Below are 15,507 nucleotides of genomic sequence, written 5' to 3'. Positions count from 1 at the left end.
CATGACCGCCACCGTGCCCGCCGAGCCCCTGAAGGTCGGCGCCGGCCGCATGTCCCGCCGCGAGGTGCTCCAGGCACTCTCCGGCCTGATGGTCGGCATGTTCGTGTCGATCCTCGCCTCCACGGTCGTGGCGAACGCGCTGCCGCGCATCATCGCCGACCTGAACGGCACCCAGACCGTCTACACGTGGATCGTCACCACCGAGCTGCTGGCCATGACGGCGACCGTGCCGCTCTGGGGCAAGATGGCCGACCTCTACAACAAGAAGCTGCTGATCCAGCTCTCCCTCGGCCTCTTCGTGATCGGCTCGCTGATCGCCGGGCTCACCCCGAACGTCGAGGTGCTCCTGGTCAGCCGGGTCGTGCAGGGCATCGGCGCCGGCGGCATGACCGCCCTGGCCACCATCGTGATGGCGGCCATGATCCCGCCCCGCGAGCTGGGCCGCTACGCCGGCATCTTCGGCGCGGTCTTCGGCGTCGGCACCATCGCCGGGCCGTTGATCGGCGGCGTGCTGGTGGACACCTCCTGGCTCGGCTGGCGCTGGTGCTTCCTGATCGGCGTCCCGTTCACCCTGCTCTCCATCTTCCTGCTCCAGCGCACCCTGCACCTGCCGGTGACCCGCCGCCGCAAGGTGAAGATCGACTGGCTGGGCGCGCTGCTCATCACCTCCGGGGTCTCCACCGTGCTGGTCTGGTCGTCGCTGGCCGGCAACAAGTTCGCCTGGGCCTCGGGCTGGACGGCGCTGATGGTCGGCGGCGGTCTCGCCCTGCTGGCGCTGGCGATCTGGGTGGAGTCCCGCGCGGACGAGCCGATCGTGCCGCTGGACATCTTCCGCAACCGGACGGTCTCGCTGACCACCATCGCCAGCATCCTGGTCGGCGTGGCGATGTTCGGCGGCACCGTGTTCCTGTCCCAGTACTTCCAGCTCTCGCTCGGCAAGTCGCCGACCGTGGCGGGACTGATGAGCCTGCCGATGATCCTGGGCCTGCTGGTCTCGTCGACGGTTGCCGGCCAGCTGATCACCAAGTACGGCCGCTGGAAGCGTTACCTGGTGGCCGGCGCCGCCGTGATGGTCGTCGGCATGCTGCTGCTGGCCACCATCGACGCCGAGACCAGCATCCTGCTGCTCAGCGTCTACATGGCGGTGCTCGGCATCGGCGTCGGCATGCTCATGCAGAACCTCGTGCTCGCGGCGCAGAACGACGTGCCGGCGCACGAGCTGGGCGCGGCCACCTCCGTGCTGACCTTCTTCCGCAGCATGGGCGGCACGATCGGCGTCAGCGCGCTCGGCGCGGTGCTGGCCAACCGGGTCGCCTCGCTGAGCGCGGAGAAGCTCGGCCCGCTGGCCGGCGGCGCCCCGGGCGGGGAGGGCTCCACCGAGGTGCCCGACCTGTCCGCACTGCCCGAGCCGGTGCTGAGGATCATCCAGGACGTGTACGGCACCGCGACCGGCGAGCTGTTCCTGGTGGCCGCCCCGTTCGCGGTGCTCGCCCTGGTGGTGGTGCTGTTCATCCGGGAGAAGCCGCTGCACACCCTCAGCGGTGAGGAGCGGCGGGCCAAGGAGGAGGCGGCTGCCGTCCTGCCCGGCGTGCACTGAGCCACCCGTGCAGGGGCGGTCCGGCCTGTGCCGGGCCGCCCCTGCTCCACGTCCGGCGGCGTGCGTGCGCCGGTTCGCCGGCCCGCTCCGCGCTACGCCGGCGGAGGCGGCGCGGGGGCGGCCACCGTCGCGTGCACCGGCGCGGCCAGCGGCACCGGCCGGCGTACGGGCGGCCAGGCGGCCGGGATGCGTTCCAGGACCCCGCCGGCGAAGACGTCCCGCAGGCCGAGCGGCTTGAGGTGGACGTACCCGATGTGGCAGTCGCAGACCGCGTTGCCGCACGGGCGCGGTCGCAGGGCCGAGCGCCACGACCCGTCGTAGAGGTTGCCGATCGGCTCGTCGATGAAGTGACAGCGGCGCACGGTGCCGTCGCCGCGCACCGAGATCGCCGTCTCGCCCGCGTGGCACGGACGATCGAGCGACACGTGCGGGCGGACGCTGTAGCCGAACAGCGGATCCAGCTCCGTCCAGGTCGCCTCCTCGGCCGCGTCGTAGCGCCGGCCCTCGGCGGCGTTCACCCACAGGTAGACCTCGGCGGGCAGGGCGGCGCGCAGCGCCCGCGCCTCGGCGAGGTGCTCCGGCAGGCCGACCACCCCGACCGAGTACCGGACGCCCAGCTCGGTCAGCCGGGCGCAGCGGCCCAGGAAGCGGTCCCGGTCCACCTGGCCGGGGTGGTAGGTGGCCCAGAGGGCGGCGGCGCGCGGGTCGGCGTCGGCCAGCCAGTCCACCCGGGCGGCCAGGTTGGTCTGGATGACCACCCGGTCGACGTGCGGCAGGTGCGACAGCGACACCATCGCGTCGCGGTACCAGCGGCGGGTCAGCCCCTCGCCCCACGGGGTGAACAGCACCGACAGCCGCACGTCGGAGGTGGCCGCCACCCAGCCGGCGAACCGGTCCAGCGCCGCCCGGTCGGCGCGCAGCAGCTCCGGCGGGTCCCGCCGCTTGGCGAACGGGCAGTACGGGCAGTCGTAGTTGCAGCTCGCCAGGGGACCCCGGTAGAGGATCGCGAGGTTCACCTCGGCACGTACCCGGTCATCGCGTCGCGTACCCGGGCCGAGGTCAGCCACGGGCCGATCGCGTCGGAGCGGGCCAGCCCGGCCGGCGTCAGCCGCAGCCCGCCGTCGCCGGCCCACCCCCGCTCGGTCAGCGTGCCCAGCTCCGGGAAGTCGTCGCCCGGAAGCGCGCCGAAGCGGGCCCGGTAGGCCGCCGCGTCGACCCCCTCGGCGCGCAGCAGCGACTTGAGCAGCCACCGGCGGCGCTGCTCGGCGCCGTCGAGGGCGAACCCGAACTCGGCGAAGCGGAAGTCGTCGGCCGGGCGGGCCAGGTAGTCGTCGAGCACCGCGCGCACCTGCGACACGCCGACCGCGTAGTCGAACGAGTAGTGCAGGGACGTGGTGTAGGAGCGGGCGCCGCAGCCCAGACCCACCATGCCGTCGTCCTGGCAGCAGTAGTCCGGCCCGTCCGGGGTGGGCGCGTCGGCGCGGCGGAACTGCCGCATCGACTCCTGCCGGTAGCCGGCCGCACCCAGCGTCGCCACCGCCTGCTCGTAGAGGGCGAGCCGCTGGGCGTCCCAGTCCGCGCGGCCGTGCGCCCGCCGCCCGAGCCCCGTCAGCGGCCGCACGTACAGCGGGTAGAGGTACAGCTCCTCGGGCCGCCACGCCAGGGCCGCGTCGAGGCTCTCCCGCCAGGTGTCGGCGGTCTGCCCGTCGATGCCGTAGATCAGGTCGATGTTGAGCACCGGGATCCGGGCGTCGCGGATCGCGGCCAGGGCCGCCTCCACCTCCGTGCGGCGCTGCGGCCGGCCGGCGGCGCGGGCCTCGGCGTCGAGGAAGCTCTGCACGCCGATGCTCACCCGGGTGGCGCCGTGCGCGGCGAGCACCGCGAGCCGGTCCGGCGTCGCGGTCGCCGGCGAGGTCTCCACCGACAGCGGTACGCCGGGCAGCCGGGCGCCCATCGCGGTGGCGATGCCGAACAGCTCGGTCAGCTCGTCGGAGGTCAGGTAGGTGGGGGTGCCGCCGCCGAACGCCACACGGGCGTAGCCGGCGTCGTCGCCCAGCGCGTCGGCGACCCGTCCCGCCTGCCGGCGCAGCTGCCGAAGGTAGTCGGTCACCTGCTCGGCGGGCGCGTTGGCGCGGGTGAACAGGTTGCAGAAGCCGCAGCGCATCTCGCAGAACGGCAGGTGCACGTAGAGGAAGAGCGCCTCACGCGCCTCGGCCCGCCACACGTCCGCCAGCAGCGGGCGCGGTCGCAGCGGCCGGTAGGAGGTCTTGTGCGGGTACGCGTAGAGGTACTGCTGGTACGGCGAGCCGTCGAGGCCCGTGTCGGTGCTGGTCACCATTCCCCCGGTCGCAGGACGAAGTGGGCGTACGGGACCGTCCACACCACGTCGTGGCCGATCCGGTGGCCGGTGTGGCCGTCCTCCCCGTAGGCGGTGCCGTGGTCGGAGCAGACGATCGCGAACACCGGCCGACCCCGGCCGGTGAGCAGGGCGAACAGCCGGTCGATCCGGCCGTCGACGTACTCCAGGGCGGCGGCGTGGCTGGCCAGGTCGTCGACCTGCGCCCCGGGCAGGTGGTGCCGGTTGGGCTGGTGCAGGGCGGCGACGTTGAGGAACGTGAACAGCGGCTGCCGCGCCGGCACCCGCGGCAGCACCTCGGCCAACCGGTCGAGCTGCGCGTCGAGGCAGGTGGGGGAGGTGACCCCGAACTCCGGCTCCCAGTGCGCCTCGGCGAACAGGCCCGGCAGCACCGCCCCGAGCGGGCTGCGCCGGTTGAAGAAGCCGACCCCGCCCAGGCAGAGCGTGTGGTAGCCGACGTCGGCGAGCGCCGTGGGCAGGTCGGGCGCGTCGAACACCCAGGTGTCGGCGCCGGACGTCTCGCTGCCGGGGAACGCCGCCGCGTACAGCCGCTCGTGCCGGCCGGGGGTGACCGGGGTGGGCAGGAAGCCGGCGAAGAACGCGTGGTGCGCGGCGTAGGTGAAGCTGGCGGGGGAGTGCCGTTGCTCCCACCGCCCGCCGGGCAGGGCGCGCGCCAGGTGCGGCGTGCGCCCCCGCGCGGCCAGGTCGGCGGCGACGTCGTGGCGCAGCGTGTCGAGGGTGAGCAGGAGCAGGTCGTGGCTGCCGATCAGACTGCGCACGCGAGCACCTCCCGCCCGACCGCGCCGGCGGGCCGTGCCGCGTCGTCGCCCGGCGGTGTCCGGCCGGCAGCCGACCGCCAGCGGTCCCACCGGCCGTCGGTCAGGGCGCGCACCTGCTCGGCGTAGGTGTCCCGGCCGTCGGTGAGGACCCCCGGCAGCAGGTCGCCGAAGGCGTTGACCTCGGCCACCGCGTGGCGCCGCCAGCCGAGCAGGAACATCAGGTCGATGCCGACCTGGAGGCTGCGGGGGAAACACGCGGCCGCCCGCTCGCACGTCTCCATGGCCGCCGCCCACGCCGCCGGCCCGGCCGCCGCGCGCAGCTCGGCGAGGTCCCCGCGCGCGTTGCCCAGGTGCAGGTTGGTCAGCGGCCCCCGGGCGGCGCGCACCACGGCGTGGGTGGGCCGGCCCGCGATCGTCACCACCCGCAGGTCGACCACCCGGTCGCCGAGCCCCGCCTTGGGCAGCCACCGCTCCACGTGCAGGCCGTCGGCGGCGATCCGGTCGACCATGGCGGCGACCTCGGCCTCGTCGGTGTAGCGGCGGGGGCGCAGCGAGTTGAACAGCCCGTCCGGGGCCGCCTCGATCGTGGTGACCGCCTGCACCCGCCCCCGGGCCACGGCCAGCGCGACGACCCCGGCGGCCGACGAGCCGTGTGCGGGCTTGACGAACACGCGGCTCCAGCGGGCCGCCGCCATCGCCGCCCGCAGCTCCTGCCACCCGTGCACCGGGGGCAGCGCGGCCGGCACCGGCACCCCGGCGGCTGACAGCCGGGCGTGGCAGCGCCGCTTGTCGCACAGCACCGCGACGTCCGCCGGGTCGTTGAGCAGCTCCGCGCCGCCGGCGGCGACCCGGTCCAGGCCCCGCAGCAGCCCGGCGTACGTGTCGGCCAGGCCGATCAGCTCGCCGTGCCGCGCCGGCGAGGTGGACCGGCGCAGCAGCCGGTCCACCTCGGCGTCCTCGCCGGGCGAGTCGACCCGTACCAGCGCGCCGGCCCCGGGCGGCGCCGCGCCGGCCAGCACGTCGACCCAGGGCAGCACCTGCGGCCGGGGCAGGCCGGCGGCGAGGACCGCCCGGGTGAACAGGCCGACCCGACGGTTGCCGGGGTTGCCGACGACGGTCAGGCGCATGTCACTCCGACACCGCCGTGTAGCGGTAGCTCTCGCCGTCGTACTCCTCGGGCTCCTGCGGGTCGGAGTCGTCCACCGCGACGCCCGGCAGCGCGGCGACCAGCGACGCGGCGGTCTCCTCCGTCAGGTAGTGGTGGGACAGGTCCAGCTCCGCCAGGTGGGTCAGCGGCTGACCGGCCAGCAGGGCCGCCGCGCCCTCGTCGCCGAGCGTGCCCATCGACAGGTCCAGCCGTCGCAGCCGGGACACCACCGGCGCGGACGCCAGCGCCCGGGCGAGGTCGTCGGCGATCTCCGAGTTGCACAGGCCGAGCCGGCGCAGCTGCGGGAACCGTTCCCCGGCCAGCAGCGGGGCGAGGTCGACGACCTGCGTGTCGCCGCCGTAGTCGGAGGTGCCGAGCCACAGCTCCAGGTCGGTCAGCGCGGGCAGGTCGGAGTCGAGCACCGCGCCGACGAACGCCCGGGACAGCCCGCCGCTCTCCACCGCCAGCTCCCGCAGCCGCGCGTGCCGCACGGGGGAGAACGCGAAGTTCTCGCCGCCGCGCACCCGCAGCACCTCCAGCGCCGGGTATGCCGTCAGCAGCGCGCTGACGTCGCCCACCCTCATCCAGGAGACCTCGCACTCCTCGGAGGTGATGTCACCGAGGAAGAGCGCGCGCAGGGCGGGCAGGCGCGCCGCCGCCGCGCAGAGTTGCGCGATCGGGGCGGGATGGAACGCCGCGTAGCCCCAGGAGCCGACGACCAGGGACTCCACGGACGGACCGGCCTGCGCGACGAACCGGTCGAACGCGTCGCGGAACTCCGCCGAGAGCGAGTTCTCCGTGGTCTCGTCGTCGAAGTGCCAGTGGGCGATCCGCCACGAGACCGGGCCGTCCACCGTGGGCAGCGGCCCGTCGGCGGGGACGTCCACCACGGGACGGCCGGCGAAGTGGCGCGCGTGGGAACCGAAGGCCATCTCGCTCACTCCCCGACCGCGGTGTAGCGGTAGACGGTGCCGTCGTAGTCCTCGGCGACCTGTGGGTCGGACAGGTCGACCCGCGCCCCCGGCAGCGCGGCGACCACCGCGGCGGCCGCCTCCTCGGAGAGGTAGTGATGGTGCAGGTCGAGGTGCCTCAGGTGGGTCAGCGGCTGCCCGGCCAGCAGCGCCTTCGCGCCCTCGTCGGTCAGGGTGCCCATCGACAGGTCGAGCGCCTCCAGCCGGGGGACGACCGGCGCGCTGGCGACCGCCGCCGCGACCGCGTCGGCGATCTCGGCGTTGCACGCCGCGAGGTGACGCAGGGCCGGCAGGCCGGCGCCGGCGAGCACCCCGGCCAGGTCCTCGGCGCTCGCGTCGCCGCCGTAGTCCTTCCTGCCGAGCCACAGGTCCAGGCGGTGCAGGGCCGGCAGCTCGCACGCGCCGACGGCCCGGACCACCCCGGCCGGCAGCCCGCCGGACTCGAAGCGCAGCTCGCGCAGCCCGGTGTGCCGGACCGGCTCCAGCCGCAGGCCCTGCGCCCCGCGCACCCAGAGCACCTCCAGCGACGGGTACGCCGCGAGCAGCGGCGTGATGTCGCCGTGCATGAGCCAGGAGATCTCGCACTGCTCGTAGGTCAGGTCGGCGAGGAAGAGCGCCCGCAGGCCGGTCCACTCCCCGGCGGCCTCGACCAGCGCCTCGATCGGCAGGGGCCGCTCGTACGCCTCGCCCCACTCGCCGATCACCAGGGCGCGCACCGCGTCGGCCGGCACCTGCTCCCGCAGCGCCCGGACGAGACCGAGGAACTCCTCGGGATCCGCGTCGAAGTCCTCGACCTCCAGCCGCCAGGCGACCGCCGACGGATCGTCGGGGAGTGTCATCCCCGGGGTGAAGGGCACTGTCGGTAATCCGACGAACGACGACACGTGCGAGCTGATCACGCCTACCTCCGGTCCGACTGGTGCAGCGGCGGCGCGACGGTAACAGGTCCGCCCGACAGGATGATCAGTGCGCCGGCCGGCGGGCGACGGGGGCCGGTCGGCGGTCGCCGGGAGCCGCCGGGGCTCCCGGCGCCGACCGCCGGTCGGTCAGAGCCCGAAGAAGTCGAGGTAGGCGTCGATCTGGTGGGCGAGCATCGGCTCTCCCGGGTGCGCCCGCAGTCCCCGGGCCCGTGCCTGGGCCAGCAGGAGCGTCTCGGCCGGCGTCATGATGATGTCGGCGACCACCGCGTGCGCCGGCAGGTCCGCCACCGCGAACGGCGGCGGGTCGTCGGGGCCCAGCCCCAGGGGCGTGGCGTTGACCGCGAGGTCGGCGTCCGCCAGTCGCGGTCGCGCGGTCGCGCCGACCCGGCCGGGGTACGCGGCGGACAGTCGCCGCCGCAGCGTCTCCAGCCGGTCCGGGTCGGTGTCGCTCAGCCGCAGTTCCGCCACGCCGGCGTCGAGCAGCGCCACCGCGATCGCGCTGCCCGCCCCGCCCGCGCCCACCACGCACGCCCGGCGGCCCCGGGGATGGTGTCCGGCCCCGGAAAGCCCGCGGACGAACCCGTCGCCGTCGAAGGTGTCCGCGGTCCACGTCCCGTCGGGCTCGCGCCGCAGCGCGTTGGCGCTGCCGGCCAGGCGGGCGCGGTCGCTGGCCCGGTCGGCGAGCTCCAGCACGGCGGCCTTGTGCGGCACGGTGACCAGCATCCCGTCCAGGTTCGCCACCCGTTGCAGCCCCCGCACCACCTGGGTGAGGTCGGCCGGCGCCGCGTGGACCGGGACGAGCACCGCGTCGGTGCCGCGCCGAGCCAGCACCGGGTTGAGCAGCCCGGGGGCGCGCACCTGGGCGATCGGGTCGCCGAGCAGCGCGTACACCCTCGTGGCGCCGCCTATCTCGGTCATGGGCGTCTCCGCGGGCAGGGGGCGTCCGGCGTGGCCGGACCGGGGCGGTGCCGACCCTACGCGAGGGCGGCACCCGCCCCGGCGCGGGCACGGCGGCAGACGCGCCGCGCCCACCCGCCGGAATCGGTCGGGTGGGCGCGGTGTGCTGGTGTCGGCGGGTGCTCAGCCGCTGGACGACGGCCTGCGGATCGCGTCGCGGACGCGGTCGATGACCGCCAGCGCCGGTCCGGCCGCGAGGTTGCCCTTCGCGGACTGGGCGCTCGGGTGCGGGCGCGTCGGCGCGGTCGCCTCCGCCATCCGAACGGCGCCGGCCATCGTGCGCAGCCGGTCGGCGGGCACGTGCTGGCGCAGCAGCGGGAACTCCTGGCGTTCCTCGTAGCGGGCGTGCGTGAGCACCGCGTCGCGCAGCAGGATGATGCCGGTGTCGAAGCCCTCGGCGTCGACACCGCCGGCGATCAGGGTCTTCAGGGTCTCCTTGGCCTGACGCTCCTCGGCGAGGCGTTCGTCGACCATGGCGTCGCCGCCCCCGCCCGGCAGCGTCCGGGCCAGCGGGTGGACGACCTCCTCCTCGGCGGTCTCGTGCGCGGCGAGGAGCTTCACCAGGTCGTCGAAGGCGTCCCGGCGGGTCTCCCCGGTGCTGCCGATGACCAGCAGGAACAGCTCCTCGATCCGCGCGTGCTGGGCCAGCAGCAGGTCGACGACGTCGTCTTCGGGGCCGCGCGTGGCCGGGGCGCCGGTGTCAGGCATGGCTGCCTCCCCGCGCGCGCAGCGACTCCACCGGGTGGGGCCCCTCGGTCTCGACGCGGTACTCGTCGCCGAAGCGCTCCCGGTGCATGTCGATCACCTGCTCGCTCGGCGGCTTCTGCCCGTCGTGCAGCTGCTGCTGCATCGACTCGAAGCGCTCGTGCGCCTCCCGCACGTACCCCTCGCCGAGCTTGTTCAGGTCGACCTGGGTGGCGAGCAGGTGGCGCAGGTACTCCTTGTTCGGCTCGAAGGTCAGCGGCTCGGGCAGGCCGGCGCCGCCCACGATCTCCTCCGGCTCCCGGCCGTCGTGGCGGCGCAGCAGGTCGGCGGCCTGTTGCAGGTGCGCCAGTTCCATCTGCAGGTGCAGCTCCCACACCGCCTTGATGCGGGGGTCGCTCTCCTGCTGCATGAAGGAGTAGTAGAGCCAGCACTCGTTGTACTCGTGGGTGAGCAGCCGCTCCCACCAGTTCTCGCCCGGGTCGAGCAGCGACTCGTAGTGCGTGACGTGCTCCTGCTCGATGAGGCTGATCTCCTGGTAGAGCTGTCGCGCGATCGGCTCCATGTACTGCGGACCGACGTTCATGTAATAGAACATGACCTGCTGCTCCGCCGACAGGATGGTCAGCGCGTGCAGCTTGGAGCGGGGGTCGACGCTGTTGCGGTCGTACGGGGTGCGCACCTCGTCGAACGGGTGCCGGTGCTCGGCGACGGTGGGCCGGCCGGGCATGACCTCGGTCAGGCCCTGCACGATCTTGTCGGCCTTGCGGCGCTCCACCATCTCGTAGAGGTTGGCGTAGCGGTAGAGGTGGTCGAAGTCCTCCAGCACGCCGAACTCGTAGCTCTGCTTCAGGTACGGGTCGGGCTCGTGCCGGGCCACCCACGCGGTCAGGTCGACGGCCACCTGCTCGTAGCCGAGCGTCGTCTCCAGCACGCTCGCGGCGCCGGGCAGCAGCCAGTTCACCACCCGCTGCTGCTGGCTCTCCAGGTAGCGCACGTACGCCAGCTGCCGGCGGACCTCCTGGTCGGGGCAGTTGCGGGCGAACTGGTGCTGGAAGTTGATCGCCTCGACCTCGATGCCGTTCATGGTGATGATGCGGCAGCGGGTGTACGGATCGACCGCCTCCGGGTCGATCGGCTCCACGTTGAGTTCGCGCCAGTTGCGGATCTGGCTCTCCAGCGGGATTCCTTTGTGCTCCAACGGGTTGAACACGGCGTCTCCTTCTTCGGCCGGGGTGCCAAATGCCCTACCCCGACAGTCCGGGCGAAAACGGCCGGCCCGATTTTCCCGGGCCGGACTGGTGATTTCACCGATGCGCCGCCGTCGACACCGCCGAAGACTGATGCATGTCGATATGCCCCGTCCCGTAGGGAGTGCCCGACGTGTCATCACCAACCACCACCGCCCGTACCCGTCCCGTCGCCCGCCTCGCCGGCCTGGCCCTGGCCGCCGTCCTGGCCACGGCGGGCGCGCTGGCCGCCCCGCCGGCCGCCCAGGCCGCCGCCAACCCGTACGAGCGCGGCCCCGCCCCGAGCGTCGCCCTGCTGGAGGCCAGCCGCGGCCCGTTCGCCACTTCGTCGCAGAACGTCTCCTCGCTCAGCGTCACCGGCTTCGGCGGGGGCGTCATCTACTACCCGACCAGCACCGCCGAGGGCACCTTCGGCGCCGTCGCCATCTCGCCCGGCTACACGGCCGCCTGGTCCAGCATCGACTGGCTCGGGCCGCGGATCGCCTCGCACGGCTTCGTGGTGATCGGCATCGAGACCAACACGCGCCTCGACCAGCCGGACAGCCGCGGTCGGCAACTGCTCGCCGCGCTCGACTACCTGACGCAGCGCAGCTCCGTACGCAGCCGGATCGACGCCAGCCGGCTCGCCGTCTCCGGCCACTCGATGGGTGGCGGCGGCAGCCTGGAGGCCGCGGTCTCCCGGCCGTCGTTGCAGGCCGCGGTGCCGCTCGCGCCGTGGAACCTGGACAAGTCCTGGTCCGACGTCCGGGTGCCGACCCTGATCATCGGCGGGGAGAGCGACAGTGTCGCGCCGGTCTCGTCGCACTCGGAGCCGTTCTACACCAGCATCCCGGCCTCGTCCGAGAAGGCGTACCTGGAGCTCAACGGGGCCAGCCACTTCTTCCCGCAGACCGTCAACACGCCCACCGCCCGGCAGGCGGTCGCCTGGTTGAAGCGGTTCGTCGACGACGACACCCGCTACGAGCAGTTCCTCTGCCCCGGCCCGAGCGGCTCCGCGATCCAGGAGTACCGCAACACCTGCCCGAGCGCCTGACGCTCCCCGGGGCGGCCGTCACCCCCGGCCGCCCCACGGCGCATGGCTGCCCGGTCGGTGCAGAAACCGTCGGCCGCCGCCCAGGTCCGGGCGGCGGCCGACGAGCGTGCCCGCGAGCGTCGGAGGTATTGACGGCCCCCGTCAGAAACGTACACTCCCAGTGTAAATACTGGCGGCTGCCGGGGGGACGGGTGATGGAGCAAGGGCTCGCACTGCACCACATCGGGGTCCGCTTCGGCGGCCTCACCGCCCTCGACGACGTCTCGCTGCGGGTGCCGCCCGGCCGGGTGGTCGGCGTGATCGGTCCCAACGGGGCCGGCAAGACCACGCTGTTCAACGTCGTCTGCGGCTTCGTCCCGCCGGACGAGGGCTCCCTGACCCTCGACGGCCGGCCGCTGCGCCCGCGCCCGCACCGGCTCACCCGGCTGGGCGTCGCCCGCACCCTGCAGGGCACCGGGCTCTTCGCCGGGCTCACCGTGCTGGAGAACGTGATGACCGGGGCCACCCACACGGCCCGCGCCGGCTTCCTCGCCGCCCTGCTCGGCCTGCCCCGCAGCGACCGCGACGAGCGCCGGCTGCGCCGGCACGCCCTCGACGTCCTCGACACCCTGGGGATCGCCGGGCACGCCGACGCCGCGCCGGGCACGCTGCCCTTCGCCGTACGCCAGCGGGTCGCCCTGGCCCGCGCGCTGGCCGCGCGGCCCCGGCTGCTCCTGCTCGACGAACCCGCCGGGGGCCTGGGCGCCGACGACATCGCCGAGCTGGCCGAGCTGATCCGGGGGCTGCCCCGACGCGACACCGACCCCTGCGCGGTGCTGCTGGTGGAGCACCACATGGACCTGGTGATGTCCGTCTGCGACGAGATCGTGGTGCTCGACTTCGGGCGGGTGATCGCCGCCGGCACCCCCGACGAGGTGCGCGACGACCCGGCCGTCGCCGACGCCTACCTCGGCGCGGCGGTCGACGAGGCCGCGGCATGACCGGCGAGGCCCTGCTCGAGGTGCGCGGCCTGGCGGCCGGCTACGGCGGCGCGCCGGTGCTGCACGGGATCGACCTGACCGTGGCGCGGGGCGCCATCGCGGCGGTGGTCGGCGCCAACGGCGCCGGCAAGACCACCCTGCTGCGCGCCCTGTCCGGCATGCTCCGCCCGGCAGCCGGTCGCGTCGTGCTGGCCGGGGAGGACCTGCGCGGCGTCGCGGTGGAGCAGCTCGTGCGTCGCGGCATGGCCCACGTGCCGGAGGGGCGCGGGGTGGTCGGCGAGCTGACGGTCGACGAGAACCTGCGCCTCGGCGGGCTGTGGCGGCGCGACCGGGCCGACGCGGCCCGCGCCCTCGACGAGGTCTACCAGCTCTTCGAACCGCTGGCCCGGCGGCGGCGACACCTCGGGCACCAGCTCTCCGGCGGCGAGCGGCAGATGCTCGCCCTCGGCCGGGCCCTCGTCGGTCGGCCCCGCCTGCTGCTGCTCGACGAGCCGTCGCTCGGCCTGGCGCCGCGGGTCGTCGCCCAGACCATGGCCCTGCTGCGCCGGCTGCGCGACGACACCGGGCTGACCGTCCTGCTCGTCGAACAGAACGTGCGCAGCGCGCTGTCCGTCGCCGACCAGGGCGTGGTGATGTCCCTGGGCCGGGTCGTCACCACCGCCCCGGCCGCCCGGCTGCGCGACGACGCCAACCTGCGCCACGCCTACCTCGGCTTCTGAACCCTCGTCCCCGCAAGGGAGGACCGTTGGACCGCTTCGTCTTCCTCACCCTCGACGGCTTGTCCAGGGGCGCGGTCCTCGCCGCGTTCGCACTGGCCCTGGTGCTCATCTGGCGGGCGGCCCGGATCGTCAACTTCGCGCAGGGCGCGATGGCCGTCGCCACCGCGTACGTGGCCTACAGCGTCTCCGCCGCGACCGGCTCGTACTGGCTGGGCTTCCTGGCCGCGCTCGGCGCCGGGCTGCTCCTCGGCGCGGCGGTGGACCTGGTCGTCATGCGCTTCGTCGACCACACCTCGCCGCTCAACCCGGTGATCGTCGCGCTGGGGCTGGTGCTGCTGATCCAGGCCGTCCTCGGCATGGCGTACGGCAGCGAGTTCCTGCCCGCCGCGACGCCCTTCTCCCGCAACCCGCTGACCGTGGGCGGCGTCGCCGTCCTGTCGCCGTACGACCTGTTCGTCTTCGCGGCGGTCGCGGTGGTGGTCGTGGGGCTCGCCTGGACCTTCACCCGCACGGCGGTGGGTCTGCGGATGCGCGCGGCGGCGTTCGCCCCCGAGGTGTCCCGGCTGCTCGGGGTGAACGTCGGCGGCATGCTCACCCTCGGGTGGGCGCTGGCCTCCGGGGTCGGCGCCCTGGCCGGCATGCTGGTCATCCCCACCGAGCTGGGCCTGCACCCGCACGCGATGGACCTGGTCTTCGTCTCGGCGTTCACCGCCGCCGTGGTGGGCGGGCTGGACAGTCCACCGGGGGCGGTGGTCGGCGGCCTCGCGGTCGGCCTGCTGCTCTCCTACGTCAGCGGCTACGCCGGCAGCGACGTCACCCCGCTCGCGGTGCTGGTGCTGCTGCTGGCGGTGCTGCTGGTGCGTCCCGGCGGGCTGTTCGCCCCGGTCGCGGCGAGGCGGGTGTGAGCGCCACCCGGGCGGTGACCCCGCCGGACACGAAGGCGCGGGTCGGCCGCACCGGCCCCGCCGAGCCCCGCCTCGGTTCGACCCTGCTGCGTCACCTCGGCCTCGCGGTCGTCGCCGCGCTGCTGCTGGTGGCCGCCAGCTACGGGCTGGAGCCGTTCCGCAACTTCCAGCTCGCGACCGTGGCCGCCTACCTGTGCGCCACCGCCGGGCTGACCGTCCTCACCGGGCTCAACGGTCAGCTCTCGCTCGGGCACGGCGCGCTGATGGCGACCGGCGCGTACACCGTGGCCCTGTGCCAGAACGCGTTCGCCGACGCCGGGATGACCGGCGGCTGGCTGCTCCCGGTGTCGCTGGGCGCCGCCGTCCTGGCCGCCCTCGTGGTGGGCGCCGTGGTCGGGGTGGCCGCCGCCCGGCTGCGCGGCCCGTACCTGGCCGGCGTCACCCTGGCCGTGGCGGTCGTGGTGCCGGCGCTGACCGTCACCTTCGACGGCGTGTTCAACGGCGAGCAGGGGCTGGCGGTGCCGGTCGAGCCCCCGCCGGTGGCCCTCGGCGCGTACTTCCCCTACGAGCGCTGGCAGCTCTGGGTGACCGCCGCGGCCACCCTGCTGGCCCTGCTGCTGCTGGCCAACCTGGTCCGCAGCCGGTACGGCCGCACCTTCCGGGCGGTCCGCGACGACGAGGTCGCCGCCCGCCTCGCCGGCATCCACGTCGCCCGCACCCAGGTCCTCGCCTTCGTGGTCAGCGCGGCCGGCGCCGGGCTCGGCGGCGCCCTGCTCGCGGTCCTCGCGCAGAGCGTGTCGCCCGGGGCCTTCTCGCTGACGCTGTCGCTGTTCCTGCTGATGGCGGTCGTCATCGGCGGGCTGGGCAGCCTCGCCGGCGCGGCCTGGGGCGCCGTCCTGCTGGTCGCCCTGCCCGACCTGACGCACGCCCTCACCGAGCAGCTCACCCTGTCGCCGGCGGTCGCGCAGCGGGTCGAGGGCAACCTGCCGCTGGCGATCTTCGGGCTCACCCTGGTCGTCGTCATGATCGCCGCTCCCGGCGGCGTGCAGGGCCTGCTGTCCCGGCTGACCCGGGCGGTCTCCGCGCGCCGGGCGGGCCGGCGGCGGTCCTGAGCCGCCCCGCCGGCCGTCCGCACCACACCACCCACCACCCGCACCACGACCACCACCACCCGGACCGAGGAAAGGTCGG

The 15,507-nt window shown here is 74.6% G+C and carries 15 protein-coding genes; 6 read left to right on the top strand and 9 right to left on the bottom strand.

All coding sequences use genetic code 11. The annotated features are described in order from the left end of the window. Nucleotide 1: 1 nt before the first annotated feature. Nucleotides 2–1,597 carry an MDR family MFS transporter gene (locus OG989_RS26140; RefSeq protein WP_151453916.1) on the top strand — a complete coding sequence of 532 codons (1,596 nt, stop codon included), beginning with the start codon at nucleotides 2–4 and terminating at the stop codon, nucleotides 1,595–1,597. A 92-nt stretch (nucleotides 1,598–1,689) separates the two neighbouring features. On the opposite strand, the gene OG989_RS26135 is transcribed toward OG989_RS26140, so the two are convergent. From OG989_RS26135 to OG989_RS26095, 9 genes are all read right to left on the bottom strand, one after another. Continuing rightward, nucleotides 1,690–2,613 (bottom strand): STM4011 family radical SAM protein, encoded by a 924-nt coding sequence (locus OG989_RS26135; protein ID WP_151453915.1) that lies wholly within the window; start codon nucleotides 2,611–2,613, stop codon nucleotides 1,690–1,692. Continuing rightward, the gene (locus OG989_RS26130; protein ID WP_327028780.1) at nucleotides 2,610–3,932 is read right to left on the bottom strand and encodes an STM4012 family radical SAM protein; all 1,323 of its coding nucleotides are present in this window, start codon (nucleotides 3,930–3,932) and stop codon (nucleotides 2,610–2,612) included. Before OG989_RS26130 ends, OG989_RS26135 begins: the two co-directional genes overlap by 4 nt. Further along, nucleotides 3,929–4,732 carry an STM4013/SEN3800 family hydrolase gene (locus OG989_RS26125; protein WP_327028779.1) on the bottom strand — a complete coding sequence of 268 codons (804 nt, stop codon included), beginning with the start codon at nucleotides 4,730–4,732 and terminating at the stop codon, nucleotides 3,929–3,931. Before OG989_RS26125 ends, OG989_RS26130 begins: the two co-directional genes overlap by 4 nt. Next, a complete protein-coding gene (locus tag OG989_RS26120) occupies nucleotides 4,720–5,859 on the bottom strand; it encodes an STM4014 family protein (protein ID WP_192581343.1) in 1,140 nt (379 codons plus the stop codon). The genes OG989_RS26125 and OG989_RS26120 overlap by 13 nt, the downstream gene beginning before the upstream one ends. A 1-nt stretch (nucleotide 5,860) precedes the next feature. Further along, complete coding sequence (locus OG989_RS26115) at nucleotides 5,861–6,811, bottom strand: STM4015 family protein (protein WP_327028778.1); 951 nt, start codon at nucleotides 6,809–6,811, stop codon at nucleotides 5,861–5,863. 5 nt (nucleotides 6,812–6,816) lie between these two features. Beyond that, nucleotides 6,817–7,749: an STM4015 family protein gene (locus OG989_RS26110; RefSeq protein ID WP_151453911.1), complete on the bottom strand. Its 933-nt coding sequence runs from the start codon at nucleotides 7,747–7,749 to the stop codon at nucleotides 6,817–6,819. 147 nt (nucleotides 7,750–7,896) lie between these two features. After that, entirely contained in the window at nucleotides 7,897–8,688 is a 792-nt protein-coding gene (locus tag OG989_RS26105; RefSeq protein ID WP_327028777.1) for a shikimate dehydrogenase family protein, read from the bottom strand. A 162-nt stretch (nucleotides 8,689–8,850) separates the two neighbouring features. Continuing rightward, nucleotides 8,851–9,435: a hemerythrin domain-containing protein gene (locus OG989_RS26100; protein ID WP_151453909.1), complete on the bottom strand. Its 585-nt coding sequence runs from the start codon at nucleotides 9,433–9,435 to the stop codon at nucleotides 8,851–8,853. Beyond that, the gene (locus OG989_RS26095; RefSeq protein WP_151453908.1) at nucleotides 9,428–10,642 is read right to left on the bottom strand and encodes a hypothetical protein; all 1,215 of its coding nucleotides are present in this window, start codon (nucleotides 10,640–10,642) and stop codon (nucleotides 9,428–9,430) included. The genes OG989_RS26100 and OG989_RS26095 overlap by 8 nt, the downstream gene beginning before the upstream one ends. Before the next feature lie 170 nt (nucleotides 10,643–10,812). On the opposite strand from OG989_RS26095, the gene OG989_RS26090 reads away from it, so the two are divergent. From OG989_RS26090 to OG989_RS26070, 5 genes are all read left to right on the top strand, one after another. Continuing rightward, nucleotides 10,813–11,712: an alpha/beta hydrolase family protein gene (locus OG989_RS26090; protein ID WP_151453907.1), complete on the top strand. Its 900-nt coding sequence runs from the start codon at nucleotides 10,813–10,815 to the stop codon at nucleotides 11,710–11,712. Nucleotides 11,713–11,906: 194 nt separating this feature from the next. Next, nucleotides 11,907–12,692 (top strand): ABC transporter ATP-binding protein, encoded by a 786-nt coding sequence (locus OG989_RS26085; RefSeq protein ID WP_151453906.1) that lies wholly within the window; start codon nucleotides 11,907–11,909, stop codon nucleotides 12,690–12,692. After that, nucleotides 12,689–13,411 carry an ABC transporter ATP-binding protein gene (locus tag OG989_RS26080; RefSeq protein ID WP_151453905.1) on the top strand — a complete coding sequence of 241 codons (723 nt, stop codon included), beginning with the start codon at nucleotides 12,689–12,691 and terminating at the stop codon, nucleotides 13,409–13,411. The genes OG989_RS26085 and OG989_RS26080 overlap by 4 nt, the downstream gene beginning before the upstream one ends. Before the next feature lie 26 nt (nucleotides 13,412–13,437). Then, complete coding sequence (locus OG989_RS26075; protein ID WP_151453904.1) at nucleotides 13,438–14,316, top strand: branched-chain amino acid ABC transporter permease; 879 nt, start codon at nucleotides 13,438–13,440, stop codon at nucleotides 14,314–14,316. Then, nucleotides 14,313–15,428 (top strand): branched-chain amino acid ABC transporter permease, encoded by a 1,116-nt coding sequence (locus OG989_RS26070; protein ID WP_327028776.1) that lies wholly within the window; start codon nucleotides 14,313–14,315, stop codon nucleotides 15,426–15,428. Before OG989_RS26075 ends, OG989_RS26070 begins: the two co-directional genes overlap by 4 nt. Nucleotides 15,429–15,507: the final 79 nt, after the last annotated feature.

Origin of the sequence: Micromonospora sp. NBC_01740 (assembly GCF_035920365.1) — a bacterium.
In the GTDB taxonomy this organism is placed as follows: domain Bacteria; phylum Actinomycetota; class Actinomycetes; order Mycobacteriales; family Micromonosporaceae; genus Micromonospora; species Micromonospora reichwaldensis.
This window is presented reverse-complemented; position numbering and strand designations above follow the sequence as displayed.

What these genes read in the sequence shown, in the direction of transcription:
- OG989_RS26140 (WP_151453916.1), top strand. Translation starts at nt 2, where the DNA reads ATGACCGCCACCGTGCCCGCCGAGCCCCTGAAGGTCGGCGCCGGCCGC.
- OG989_RS26120 (WP_192581343.1), bottom strand. Translation starts at nt 5,859, where the DNA reads ATGCGCCTGACCGTCGTCGGCAACCCCGGCAACCGTCGGGTCGGCCTG.
- OG989_RS26115 (WP_327028778.1), bottom strand. Translation starts at nt 6,811, where the DNA reads ATGGCCTTCGGTTCCCACGCGCGCCACTTCGCCGGCCGTCCCGTGGTG.
- OG989_RS26105 (WP_327028777.1), bottom strand. Translation starts at nt 8,688, where the DNA reads ATGACCGAGATAGGCGGCGCCACGAGGGTGTACGCGCTGCTCGGCGAC.
- OG989_RS26100 (WP_151453909.1), bottom strand. Translation starts at nt 9,435, where the DNA reads ATGCCTGACACCGGCGCCCCGGCCACGCGCGGCCCCGAAGACGACGTC.
- OG989_RS26085 (WP_151453906.1), top strand. Translation starts at nt 11,907, where the DNA reads ATGGAGCAAGGGCTCGCACTGCACCACATCGGGGTCCGCTTCGGCGGC.
- OG989_RS26080 (WP_151453905.1), top strand. Translation starts at nt 12,689, where the DNA reads ATGACCGGCGAGGCCCTGCTCGAGGTGCGCGGCCTGGCGGCCGGCTAC.